Below are 12,146 nucleotides of genomic sequence, written 5' to 3'. Positions count from 1 at the left end.
TACTTTTGCCAAAAGAGAAAAATGAAGAATAAGTGACTGCGCATTCCCATAAATGCGCGAGGAATCTACCACAGAGAGATGACAATTTAAGCATTGTCGTAGTGAATGAAAAAACCGGGAAAGGCAGGATTTGTAAACAAGATCGGCAACTAATGTTGCCAGTGATTTACGCCATGCGCAGCAGAATGGCGCCGCCGGCAATACCCAGCGCCGCCGCGATGCGCAGGCCCGCAACCTTCTCTTTTAAAAGGACAAACGCGATCAGCGCCCCAAAGAGTATGGAGGTTTCACGCAGCGCCGCGACCACCGCCAGCGGTGCCTGCGTCATTGCCCAAAGCGCCAGACCGTAAGAGCCCATGGTGCCAACGCCGCCGAGTAACCCCTTTTTCCAGTGCAGGCGCAGATAGCCGGACGCCTCGCGCCGACGCACCACCATCGCCCAACTCAACAGGCAGAAGCCGTTCATAAGGAAGGTCCACAGCGTATAGCCCAGCGCGGTGTCCGACAGACGCACGCCGGTGCCGTCCACCAGCGTATACCCGGCAATAAAGCAGGCGTTCAGCAGCGCCAGCCCGATCCCTTTGCGTGACTGTATGCGGCCATGCATCGCCATAGCCAGAATCGACAGGCAAATTACTCCGATACCGGACCATGCGAGCCAGGAGAGACGATCGCCGAGCGCCAGCACGCCGATCAGCGCCACCAGCAGCGGGGCGGTGCCGCGCATCAGCGGATAGGTCTGGCTCATATCGGAAACCTGATAGGTCTTCGCTACCAGCACGGTGTACACCACCTGTAAGGCGCAGGAGACGATCAAAAACGGCCAGCTTGCAGCAGAAGGCTGTGGGGAAAACGGCAGTAAGACCAGAGCGATAACCGTGGCGGATCCGCTGACGCTTATGGCGGAATAGAGCTTGTCCGTTCCGGCCTTAACGATGGCGTTCCAGCTGGCATGCAGCAGCGCGGCGAAGAGCAAAATGCAAAAAACGGTGATGGTCATAGCGTATCGGGTGGTGAATTGTCACTCAACTGTAACATTCACACCCTGATGCTGCCAGCAGGCTACACGGCACAAAAAAGGCGGTGCGTCACCCGCGGTTCGTCCGAGACCAGCGTAAAACCCGCCTGGCGATAGAAGCCGTACGCGCTCTCCGGCGCGTGGGTATTCAGGAAATCAAACCAGATGCTGGCATCGGCCATCACCACGGTTAAAAGCTGTTTGCCAATCCCCAGCCCGCGGCACTTATCGCTGACGTAAAGATGGCGAATGCGTCCGGCGCGCGGCTGCTGGCTGAACGGATCGCGGTTGAGGCCGCACACGCCGACCAGCCTGCCGTTGAGAAACGCACCCAGCAGCTTTTCACCCGGCGCGTTAAATCGGTTCTCACCACGCTGCCAGTTCTCTTCCAGCCTGCGCAGCATGTTGAAATTCAGTGCGATACTTTCAGCCTTCAGGGCGATATACCCCGGTTCATCCGGTGTGACAGGCTCAATTAACAGACGCGACATAGCATTCCCTCGTTATTAAAGAGGGGCGGTTGCCCGCCCCTCTCAGGTGCGACTTGAACCTGAATTACCGAAGGAATTTCAGGACAGCATCAAGCAGTTGCAGTACTGCAACAATGAGTTTGAGGATAAGTATCACCATATCCACTACGCTCATACGCGTCTCCTTTTGGTTAAAAGGAGCACGATGCTGGCGTACCTTTCCGCCGCCTGTTGCCAGCACCTGGATTGACGTAACACAGTGTGCTCACTTCAGGGGTTAAGGCACTGACGGCACCACCCGTTTCAGCCAGGACTTCGTTGCGCCGGTAAAACTGCGGCCCCCTCGCTCACTGCGAACACCCTCAGTATAGATAAATACTGTATGCATGAACAGTATTTTTTGGACAAAATCAGGAAGGCGATCCATACTCAAAAACGTCAAAATCCGTGCCGGAATTGCGCGTTCGTCTTCGATCGCGTATACTTTTTGCGTTGACGTAACACAGTGTGTTCTGCGGCGACCAACCGCAAAACCCTGATAAAAACCTCGCTTAGGCGGGGTTTTTTGTTTTCTGATCTGCCCATAAAAACAGGCCTGTTGACTTATTGGCAATGGATGTCATCATTGCCATAATGGCAACGGACGCGGCAGGCATGCAGTATGCACTTAATTTCTATGAAAGCTATTTTGGATGCGGTAACCCAGTTTCCGCAGCATAAGGAAGAACTCCTTTTTTTGGGTCGTACCATCGAAAAGAGCCATTGCCCGACACCTGCTGCGCTGAAAAAACTGTTTCCGACGCTGGATAACTTTAAGTATCTGGATAAGCATTATGTTATTGATATTGCAAACAACAATCTTAGAGTAGTGGCTCTCATATTCTTTGAAAGCCAAAAGTTTTATGTGCGCCATGTTTTTACTCATAAGGAATATGACCGTTTTACGGAGAAACATCGCACTAAGGGGAAGAAATGATGATCGTCGCTGATGCAATGAAAGCTACGCATGCCCTTGTTGCGGCCGTTCCTTTACTGGGTGAACAGCCGAGCGAGAAAGATTATAAGGATGCGCTTGAGCTGGTTGAGTATCTCCTTATGAACGAGCCCGATAGCCCCTTGCTGGATATTGTGTGCGCCAGGATTAGCCGTTACGAAGCCAGTCGGCCAGAGATAGTCGCATTACGCAAGGAGATGGAGTCCGTTCCCGTCGGTATTGCGGTTTTAAGAACCTTGATGGATCAGTACAACCTGACGATATCGGATTTTCAGGATGAAATTGGGAGTAAATCAATGGTTTCACGGGTTCTGAATGGTCAGAGACAGCTTACTCTGAACCATATTAAAAAGCTGGCTGCGAGGTTTGGGGTTTCACCTGCGCTGTTTATTGAGTGAGTAAAAACTGACTTTTTGAGTGTCATTACTCAACAAACGAAACGTGATCCCTGACGCATTTTTGCGCAGATGAAAATATTTCCATTGTCACGCCCGAAAACCTGTGTTTGTATAAATTCCATCAATGATTCCAAACACAGGTCCCCAATGACTTCATCCATCTTCACTTCGACCCTACTAAAAACTGCGCAACCAGCCGCAGTGGTCGTCGTGCGTGTGGTGGTGGTCGTCGGCAATGCGCCGTAGGGACTGGATCAACACACGAATCCAAAACCCCGCCGGCGCAAACCGGGCGGGGTTTTTCGTTTAGGACCCCTCCCGGATACGCTAAGTAGTTCGGGTTGCAGGAAGGCGGCAAGTGAGCGAATCCCCGGGAGCGTACACAGGTACGTGACTGGGGTGAGTGAACGCAGCCAACGCATCTGCAACCTGAAATACGACGCGTAACGTCGGCCCAGAAGAAAAGGACTGGAGCATGGCAATTTCGGGCACAACATCCACCAGAACGCGTTTTACCGGCGCGCAGCTGATCGTTCATTTGCTGGAACGGCAGGGCATCACCACAGTTGCAGGTATCCCGGGCGGCACGGTGCTGCCGCTGTACGATGCGTTAAGCCAAAGCACGCAGATCCGCCACGTGCTGGCGCGCCACGAGCAGGGGGCAGGCTTTATTGCTCAGGGCATGGCGCGTACGCAGGGCAAACCGGCGGTCTGTATGGCCTGCAGCGGTCCGGGCGCAACCAACCTGGTGACCGCCATCGCCGACGCGCGTCTCGACTCCATTCCGCTGATCTGCATTACCGGCCAGGTACCGTCCTCGATGATCGGCACCGATGCGTTCCAGGAAGTGGACACCTACGGCATCTCTATCCCCATCACCAAACATAACTATTTAGTTCGCGATATCAGCGAGCTGCCTCAGGTTATCAGCGATGCGTTCCGCATTGCACAGTCCGGCCGCCCGGGCCCGGTGTGGATAGACATTCCTAAGGATGTCCAGACCGCAGAGATCGAGATAGACGTTCTGCCGGAGCCGGGCGAGCGAGCCCCAGCGCCGGAATTCAGCGCTGAGAGCGTGCGCGATGCCGCCGCCATGATTAACGCCGCCAAACGCCCGGTGCTCTATCTGGGCGGCGGAGCGATTAACGCCGCGGATGAAATCCGTCAGTTTGCGGAAAAAGCCAACCTGCCGACCACCATGACCCTGATGGCGTTGGGCATGCTGCCTAAAGCGCACCCATTGTCATTAGGTATGCTGGGCATGCACGGCGCGCGCAGCACCAACTACATCCTGCAAGAGGCGGATTTGCTGATTGTTATGGGCGCGCGTTTTGATGACCGGGCGATTGGCAAAACCGAGCAGTTCTGCCCGAACGCCAAAATCATTCACGTGGATATCGACCGCGCCGAGCTGGGTAAAATCAAGCAGCCGCACGTGGCGATTCAGGGCGACGTGGCCGAGGTGCTGGCGCAGCTGATCCCGCAGACGGACGCAGCCGAGCGCGCCGACTGGCGCCAGCTGGTGGCCGATCTGCAGCGCGAGTTCCCGGGCGCCATCCCAACCGAAGGCGACCCGCTGAGCCACTACGGGCTGATCAACGCCGTGGCCGCCTGCGTGGACGACAGCGCGATTATCACCACCGACGTCGGCCAGCATCAGATGTGGACCGCCCAGGCTTATCCGCTGAACCGACCGCGCCAGTGGCTGACCTCCGGCGGTCTGGGAACCATGGGCTTTGGCCTGCCCGCAGCCGTGGGTGCGGCACTCGCCAACCCGGACCGCAAGGTCATCTGCTTCTCCGGCGACGGCAGCCTGATGATGAACATTCAGGAAATGGCGACCGCGGCCGAAAACCAGTTAGACGTGAAAATCATCCTGATGAACAACGAGGCGCTGGGTCTGGTGCACCAGCAGCAGAGCCTGTTCTACAAGCAGGGCGTGTTTGCGGCGACCTATCCGGGGATGATTAACTTTATGCAGATCGCCGCCGGTTTTGGCCTGCACACCTGCGATCTGAACGCCGAAGAGGATGCCCACGCGGCGCTGCAGGCGGCGATTTCTCGCCCCGGCCCGGCGCTGATCCACGTGCGTATCGACCCTGAACAAAAAGTGTATCCGATGGTGCCGCCGGGAGCGGCAAATACTGAGATGGTGGGAGAATAAGCCATGCAGAAACAACATGATAACGTCCTTCTGGAACTCACCGTCCGCAACCACCCTGGCGTCATGACCCACGTCTGCGGGCTCTTTGCCCGCCGGGCGTTCAACGTGGAAGGCATTCTTTGTCTGCCGATTCAGGGCAGCGAGCACAGCCGCATCTGGCTGCTGGTCAACGACGATCAGCGTCTGGAGCAGATGATGGCGCAGATCGACAAGCTGGAAGACGTGACTAAAGTGGCGCGCAACCAGTCCGATCCCACCATGTTTAACAAAATTGCGGTGTTTTTCGAGTAAATCACTTAAGGTAAGAGGCTTTTGCCGGATGGCGCTGTGCTTATCCGGCCTACAAGGACTTTACACGTAGGCCGTATAAGGCGTTCACGCCGCCATCCGGCGTGTTCACGCATCAGGATCAACCCATGACCACCATCGCTCTCATCGACGACCACCTTATCGTCCGCTCCGGCTTTGCCCAGCTTCTGAACCTCGAACCGGATTTCCAGGTCGTGGCCGAGTTTGGCTCCGGTCGCGAGGCGCTGGCGGGCCTGCCGGGGCGCGGAGTACAGGTCTGTATCTGCGACATCTCGATGCCGGATCTCTCCGGGCTGGAGCTGTTAAGCCAGCTGCCGAAAGGGATGGCGACGATTATGCTGTCGGTCCACGACAGCCCGGCGCTGGTCGAGCAGGCGCTCAATGCGGGCGCGCGCGGCTTCCTCTCCAAGCGCTGTAGCCCCGACGAACTGATCGCCGCGGTGCGCACCGTCTCCACCGGCGGCTGCTATTTAACGCCGGATATCGCCATCAAGCTGGCGGCCGGACGTCAGGATCCGCTCACCAGACGCGAGCGCCAGGTTGCGGAAAAACTCGCGCAGGGAATGTCGGTAAAAGAGATTGCCGCCGAGCTGGATCTTTCCCCGAAAACCGTACACGTTCACCGCGCCAATCTGATGGAAAAACTTAACGTCAGCAACGACGTCGAGCTGGCGCGCCGCATGTTCGACAGCTGGCAATGAGTCCCGTCTTTTCGCGGCTGATCGCCGTTGTCGCCAGCTTTTTTATCTTCTCCGCCGCCTGGTTTTGCCTGTGGAGCATCAGCCTGCACCTGGTGGAACGCCCCGAGCTGGCGGTGCTGCTGTTCCCCTTCGGGCTGCGTCTGGGGTTAATGCTCCAGTGTCCGCGCGGCTACTGGCCGGTTTTACTCGGCGCAGAGTGGCTGATGCTGGTCTGGCTGGCGCAGGAAGTTGCCCTCGCGCACCTGCCTTTATTGATGACCGGAAGCCTGCTCACGCTTCTCCCGGTTGCGCTGATTTCCCGCTACCGCCACCAGCGCGACTGGCGCACGCTGCTGCGTCAGGGGGCGGCGCTGATTGCCGCCGCGCTGCTGCAGTCGCTTCCGTGGATTGGCGAGAAGGAGATGCTCAACGCCCTGCTGCTGACCCTGACCGGCGGTCTGACGCTGGCCCCAACCTGCCTCGTGATCTGGCACTACCTCACCAGCACCGTCTGGCAGCCGCTCGGCCCGGCGCTGGTTTCCCAACCGGTGAACTGGCGCGCCCGGCACCTCATCTGGTATTTGCTGCTGTTTGTGGTGAGCCTGTGGCTCCAGCTTGGCCTTCCCGCCGAGCTTTCACGCTTCACGCCGTTTTGCCTGGCGCTTCCAATCATCGCCCTGGCCTGGCACTACGGCTGGCAGGGGGCGCTGATAGCGACGCTGATGAACGCCATCGCGCTGATTGCCAGCCAGACCTGGCACGATCATCCGGTGGATCTGCTGCTTTCCCTGCTGGCCCAGAGCCTGACCGGGCTGCTGCTCGGCGCGGGTATTCAGCGCCTGCGCGAGCTGAACCAGTCCCTGCAAACCGAGCTGGCGCGCAACCGCCGTCTGGCGGAGCGTCTGCTGGAGACGGAAGAGAGCGTGCGGCAGGAGGTTGCCCGCGAGCTGCACGACGATATCGGCCAGACCATTACCGCCATCCGCACCCAGGCAGGCATTGTCCAGCGCCTGGCGGCGGAAAACGCGAGCGTGAAGCAGGGCGGGGCGCATATCGAACAGCTTTCGCTGGGTGTCTATGACTCCGTTCGCCGCCTGTTAGGACGGCTGCGCCCGCGCCAGCTTGACGACCTGTCGCTTGAGCAGGCGGTGCGTTCCCTGATGCGCGAGATGGAGCTGGAAAGTCGCGGCATTGTCAGCCATCTCGACTGGCGTATTAATGAAGCCACCCTGAGCGAAGGCCAGCGCGTGACGCTGTTCCGCGTCTGTCAGGAAGGGCTGAACAACATCGTCAAGCACGCCAGCGCCAGCGCGGTTACCATCCAGGGCTGGCAGCAGGACGACAGCCTGAAGCTGATAATTGAAGACGACGGCTGCGGCCTGCCGCCGGGCTCCGGCCAGCAGGGCTTTGGCCTGGCGGGCATGCGCGAACGCGTGAAGGCGCTGGGCGGCACGCTGAACCTCTCCTGCACCCACGGGACGCGCGTCAGCGTCAGCCTGCCGCTACGGAGTTACCATGTTTAAAACCCCTGCCAGCGCCGCGCCGATTGGCGATAAAGCGGAAATTGACGCCCGCTACCGCTACTGGCGTCGCCATATCCTGATTACCATCTGGCTCGGCTACGCGCTATTCTACTTCACCCGCAAAAGCTTCAACGCCGCCGCGCCGGAAATCCTCGCCAGCGGCGTGATGACGCGCACCGATATCGGCCTGCTGGCGACGCTGTTTTACATCACCTACGGCCTGTCGAAGTTCTTCTCCGGCATCGTCAGCGACCGCTCCAACGCGCGCTATTTCATGGGCGTTGGGCTGATTGCGACCGGGGTAGTGAATATCCTGTTTGGCTTCTCGACGTCGCTGTGGGCCTTTGCCCTGCTGTGGGCGCTGAACGCCTTTTTCCAGGGCTGGGGCGCGCCGGTCTGCGCTCGTCTGCTGACCGCCTGGTACTCGCGCAACGAGCGCGGCGGCTGGTGGGCAATCTGGAACACCGCGCATAACGTCGGCGGGGCGCTGATCCCGATGGTGGTGGGCGCGGCGGCGCTGCACTACGGCTGGCGCGCGGGGATGATGATTGCCGGTGGCCTCGCGATTGTCGCCGGGCTTTTCCTCTGCTGGCGCCTGCGCGACAGGCCGCAAACCGTCGGCCTGCCGCCGGTGGGCGACTGGCGGCACGACGAGATGGAGATTGCCCAGCAGCAGGAGGGCGCGGGGCTAACCCGAAGGGAGATCCTCACCAAATACGTGCTGAAAAACCCGTACATCTGGTTGCTGTCGCTCTGCTACGTGCTGGTCTATGTGGTGCGCGCGGCCATCAACGACTGGGGCAACCTGTACATGTCCGAGACGCTCGGCGTGGATCTGGTGACCGCCAACTCGGCGGTGACCATGTTCGAGCTGGGCGGGTTTATCGGCGCGCTGGTGGCGGGCTGGGGATCGGACAAGCTGTTCAACGGCAACCGCGGGCCGATGAACCTGATTTTTGCCGCCGGAATTTTGCTCTCCGTCGGCTCGCTGTGGCTGATGCCGTTCGCCAGCTACGTAATGCAGGCGGCGTGCTTCTTTACCATCGGCTTCTTCGTGTTTGGCCCGCAGATGCTGATCGGCATGGCGGCGGCGGAGTGTTCCCACAAAGAGGCGGCGGGCGCGGCGACGGGCTTTGTCGGGCTGTTTGCCTACCTCGGCGCATCGCTCTCCGGCTGGCCGCTGGCGCGGGTGATCGACGTCTGGCACTGGAGCGGTTTCTTCGCGGTGATCGCTATCGCGGCGGGGATTTCCGCCCTGCTGCTGCTGCCGTTTTTGAAAGCGCAGGCGCCGCGCGAGGTGAGCGAAGCGTGATGCGCCTCACCTTTTCGCCCCGAGTGGCGCAAAACTAGGAAATTTTCCCGGTTTTACCTGGACGCTGTCTCAGGCATCTCTCCCGGCTGATTTTTACAATGCTGCAAAAATCAGCTCAGGAGTAACTCAGTCATGCTGGCCTTCTTAAATCAGGTGCGCAAGCCGACCCTGGATCTGCCGCTCGACGTGCGGCGCAAGATGTGGTTCAAACCGTTCATGCAGTCCTATCTGGTGGTCTTCATCGGCTACCTGACCATGTACCTGATCCGCAAAAACTTTAACATCGCGCAGAACGACATGATCTCAACCTACGGGCTGAGCATGACGCAGCTGGGGATGATTGGCCTGGGCTTCTCCATCACCTACGGCGTGGGTAAAACCGTCGTTTCCTACTACGCGGACGGCAAAAATACCAAGCAGTTCCTGCCGTTTATGCTGATCCTCTCCGCCATCTGTATGCTCGGCTTCAGCGCCAGCATGGGCGCGGGCTCCGTCAGCCTGTTCATGATGATCGCCTTCTACGCCCTGAGCGGCTTCTTCCAGAGTACCGGCGGGTCGTGCAGCTACTCCACCATCACCAAATGGACCCCGCGCCGCAAGCGTGGTTCGTACCTCGGCATGTGGAACATCTCCCACAACCTCGGCGGGGCGGGTGCGGCAGGCGTGGCGCTGTTTGGCGCAAACTACCTGTTCGACGGCCACGTAATCGGGATGTTTATCTTCCCGTCGATTATCGCCCTGATTGTCGGCTTTATCGGCCTGCGCTACGGCAGCGACTCCCCGGAATCTTACGGCCTCGGCAAAGCCGAAGAGCTGTTCGGCGAGGAGATCAGCGAAGAGGACAAAGAGACCGAAGAAAACGAGATGTCCAAATGGCAGATCTTTGTTGAGTACGTGCTGAAAAACAAAGTGATCTGGCTGCTGTGCTTCTCAAACATCTTCCTCTACGTGGTGCGTATCGGCATCGACCAGTGGTCGACCGTTTATGCTTTCCAGGAGCTGAAGCTCTCTAAAGAAGTGGCGATTCAGGGCTTCACCCTGTTCGAAGTGGGCGCGCTGGTCGGCACGCTGCTGTGGGGCTGGCTCTCGGATCTCGCCAACGGCCGTCGCGCGCTGGTGGCCTGCGTCGCGCTGGCGCTGATTATCGCCACGCTCGGCGTCTACCAGCACGCCAGCAACCAGTACGTTTACCTGGCGTCCCTGTTCGCGCTCGGCTTCCTGGTATTTGGTCCGCAACTGCTGATCGGCGTGGCGGCAGTCGGCTTCGTACCGAAAAAAGCGATCGGCGCCGCCGATGGCATTAAAGGCACCTTCGCGTACCTGATCGGCGACAGCTTCGCCAAGCTGGGTCTGGGAATGATCGCCGACGGCACGCCAATTTTCGGCCTCACCGGCTGGGCGGGCACCTTCGCGGCGCTGGATGCGGCAGCAATCGGCTGTATCGTCCTGATGGCGATGGTAGCGGTGCTGGAAGAACGTAAGATTCGCCGTGAGAATCGTGCGCAGAAATTAAAAACAGCCTGAGTGTGCAGGTAACTTCTTTGCCCGGTGTGTGATGCCGGGCTTTTTTATATTGATCCCGACGGCGTTAACGCCTCCTCTCCCAATTCATCAACATCTTTTCAGTACACTATTATGGTGCCGCCTGCTGTCGAGGCGCTGCGTTTCCCGCTATGATGAGCGGCTAGTCTAAGGAGAACGCATGGTCTGGATAATGCTGGCAACGCTTGCCGTGGTGTTTGTGGTGGGATTTCGCGTCCTGACCTCAGATTCCCGCCGCGCCATCAAACGATTAAGCGAACGGCTGGGGATCACCCCGATGCCGGTTGAGTCGATGATCGACCAGTTCGGAAAGACGCCCGGGAATGAGTTTATCCACTACCTTGAGCGGCCGGACGAGGCGCATCTGCAAAACGCCGCGCAGGTGCTGCTCATCTGGCAGGTCTGCATCGTCGACGGCAGCGAAGAGAACCTGCACGTCTGGCACCGCATGCTGCGTAAAGCCCGCCTTGCCGCACCGATTACCGATGCGCAAATTCGTCTGGCGCTCGGCTTCATGCGCGAGATGGAGCCCGATCCGCAGGAGCTTAACGCTTTCCAGCTGCGCTACAACCAGCTCTTCCTGCCGGAAGAGGGTGTGTTTTACCTGCATTAAGCCGTTTTTCCGCACAGGATATTTTGAGCGTTAAGAATCTCTTCTCTGTTTTCATTGAGGCGGGTGGCGGCATAGATATCTATGTTTAACCTTTTTGCCTCCGCGTCCGTGAGTTCACGGTAGCAAAGACCTTCCTGATTAAAGGTGCATTTCGACTGAGGCAGCAGCGCAAATCCTTTCCCTCTTGCGATACGGCTTAGCATCACAAGGGTATCATCCGGCTCTTTTATCCGCTTCAGCGGCGTTTTCAGCGTCTCAAAGTAGCTTTCGCTTTTGTCGTAAAATGACGGGTTGGCACTTCTGGAAAACCAGAAAATGGGAAGATCGCTAATGTCCTCCAGCGCGACTTTCTCTTTCAGACTGGCAGGATGTAAAGAGGGCATTGCGATGAGCAACGGTTCCTGGCAGACCCAGCGGTATTGAACAATGTCTTCATGACCCGTTCCTTTTTCACCGGTCAGCACCAGATCCAGCATATTTTTAGACAGGCTTTGCAGCAGTTGGGCTGACGTCAGGTCCGGCGTTTCGACATCATCTTCCGCGTTCATTTTTTGAAGCTGGGTGTTCACGGGGTCTATGTATTCAAAATTAAGCGTCCGCGTGAGTCCGATACGCAGGTTCGTTTCAGAAGAGTGCGGGTCTTCTTTTAAATCGCTGATGTCTTTGAGTATTTTTTCAGCCTGAACCACCAGCGCACGGCCTGCTTCAGTGAGGCTAACGTCATGCGTGCTGCGGCTGAACAACTGACGTTTCAGAACCGCTTCAAGGCATTTTATCTGACGCGTCAATGGCGGTTGAGTCATGCGTAGACGTTCGGCAGCCTTTCGGAAATTCAGTTCATGTGCGACAGCGAGAAAGCATTGTAATTGTTTGATACTGGGCAGGTTATTGCTGATTAAATGTTCTGCTGTGGCCATACGTCAGTCCTGAATGCGAAAAGGTATTTAGTCTTTTTTCATTTTCGATATTACACGCTAACGCTATGAAGAAAAACCTAATTTAATAGTAATACAAAAAGTATATTACAAATTTAATAATTCCACTTATGCGCTGAGTTGATAAATTAATTTCTGTTTTTCTTATTTTTATTAAAAGGATATCTCTGTTCTAAAGTATTCCGAGG

Annotated in this window: 14 protein-coding genes; 10 read left to right on the top strand and 4 right to left on the bottom strand. The window is 57.5% G+C overall.

What is annotated here, in order from left to right:
* Positions 1-166: 166 nt before the first annotated feature.
* From P346_RS04000 to tisB, 3 genes are all read right to left on the bottom strand, one after another.
* Positions 167-1,000, bottom strand: coding sequence for an EamA family transporter (locus tag P346_RS04000; protein WP_032662036.1), 834 nt, complete (start codon positions 998-1,000; stop codon positions 167-169).
* A 62-nt stretch (positions 1,001-1,062) separates the two neighbouring features.
* On the bottom strand, positions 1,063-1,509 hold the full coding sequence (locus tag P346_RS04005) for a GNAT family N-acetyltransferase (RefSeq protein ID WP_032662033.1): 447 nt from the start codon (positions 1,507-1,509) through the stop codon (positions 1,063-1,065).
* Positions 1,510-1,573: 64 nt separating this feature from the next.
* A complete protein-coding gene (tisB, locus tag P346_RS22750; protein ID WP_023309830.1) occupies positions 1,574-1,663 on the bottom strand; it encodes a type I toxin-antitoxin system toxin TisB in 90 nt (29 codons plus the stop codon).
* Between the two features lie 486 nt (positions 1,664-2,149).
* Between tisB and P346_RS04010 the strand changes: the two genes are divergently transcribed.
* From P346_RS04010 to P346_RS04050, 10 genes are all read left to right on the top strand, one after another.
* A complete protein-coding gene (locus tag P346_RS04010; RefSeq protein WP_032662028.1) occupies positions 2,150-2,464 on the top strand; it encodes a type II toxin-antitoxin system HigB family toxin in 315 nt (104 codons plus the stop codon).
* The gene (locus tag P346_RS04015) at positions 2,461-2,880 is read left to right on the top strand and encodes a helix-turn-helix domain-containing protein (protein WP_152537873.1); all 420 of its coding nucleotides are present in this window, start codon (positions 2,461-2,463) and stop codon (positions 2,878-2,880) included. Before P346_RS04010 ends, P346_RS04015 begins: the two co-directional genes overlap by 4 nt.
* A 147-nt stretch (positions 2,881-3,027) precedes the next feature.
* Complete coding sequence (gene ivbL, locus P346_RS23345; RefSeq protein ID WP_057979964.1) at positions 3,028-3,126, top strand: ilvB operon leader peptide IvbL; 99 nt, start codon at positions 3,028-3,030, stop codon at positions 3,124-3,126.
* Between the two features lie 229 nt (positions 3,127-3,355).
* Positions 3,356-5,044 carry an acetolactate synthase large subunit gene (gene ilvB, locus P346_RS04020; protein ID WP_032662026.1) on the top strand — a complete coding sequence of 563 codons (1,689 nt, stop codon included), beginning with the start codon at positions 3,356-3,358 and terminating at the stop codon, positions 5,042-5,044.
* A gap of 3 nt (positions 5,045-5,047) precedes the next feature.
* The gene (ilvN, locus tag P346_RS04025; RefSeq protein ID WP_032662024.1) at positions 5,048-5,335 is read left to right on the top strand and encodes an acetolactate synthase small subunit; all 288 of its coding nucleotides are present in this window, start codon (positions 5,048-5,050) and stop codon (positions 5,333-5,335) included.
* Between the two features lie 125 nt (positions 5,336-5,460).
* A complete protein-coding gene (uhpA, locus tag P346_RS04030) occupies positions 5,461-6,054 on the top strand; it encodes a transcriptional regulator UhpA (protein ID WP_022646555.1) in 594 nt (197 codons plus the stop codon).
* Entirely contained in the window at positions 6,051-7,556 is a 1,506-nt protein-coding gene (gene uhpB / locus P346_RS04035; protein ID WP_032662022.1) for a signal transduction histidine-protein kinase/phosphatase UhpB, read from the top strand. The genes uhpA and uhpB overlap by 4 nt, the downstream gene beginning before the upstream one ends.
* Entirely contained in the window at positions 7,549-8,868 is a 1,320-nt protein-coding gene (locus P346_RS04040) for an MFS transporter (RefSeq protein ID WP_032662020.1), read from the top strand. Before uhpB ends, P346_RS04040 begins: the two co-directional genes overlap by 8 nt.
* A gap of 132 nt (positions 8,869-9,000) precedes the next feature.
* Positions 9,001-10,392, top strand: a complete 1,392-nt coding sequence (uhpT, locus tag P346_RS04045) for a hexose-6-phosphate:phosphate antiporter (protein ID WP_023333957.1) — start codon at positions 9,001-9,003, stop codon at positions 10,390-10,392.
* A gap of 178 nt (positions 10,393-10,570) precedes the next feature.
* Positions 10,571-11,023 carry a DUF1198 domain-containing protein gene (locus P346_RS04050; protein ID WP_032662018.1) on the top strand — a complete coding sequence of 151 codons (453 nt, stop codon included), beginning with the start codon at positions 10,571-10,573 and terminating at the stop codon, positions 11,021-11,023.
* Here the strand turns inward: P346_RS04050 and P346_RS04055 are convergent.
* A complete protein-coding gene (locus tag P346_RS04055) occupies positions 11,020-11,940 on the bottom strand; it encodes a LysR family transcriptional regulator (RefSeq protein ID WP_032662016.1) in 921 nt (306 codons plus the stop codon). The two genes, P346_RS04050 and P346_RS04055, sit on opposite strands and share 4 nt — an antisense overlap.
* Positions 11,941-12,146 lie beyond the last annotated feature (206 nt).

Source organism: Enterobacter sp. DC1, from assembly GCF_000568075.1.
GTDB lineage: Bacteria > Pseudomonadota > Gammaproteobacteria > Enterobacterales > Enterobacteriaceae > Enterobacter > Enterobacter asburiae.
This window is presented reverse-complemented; position numbering and strand designations above follow the sequence as displayed.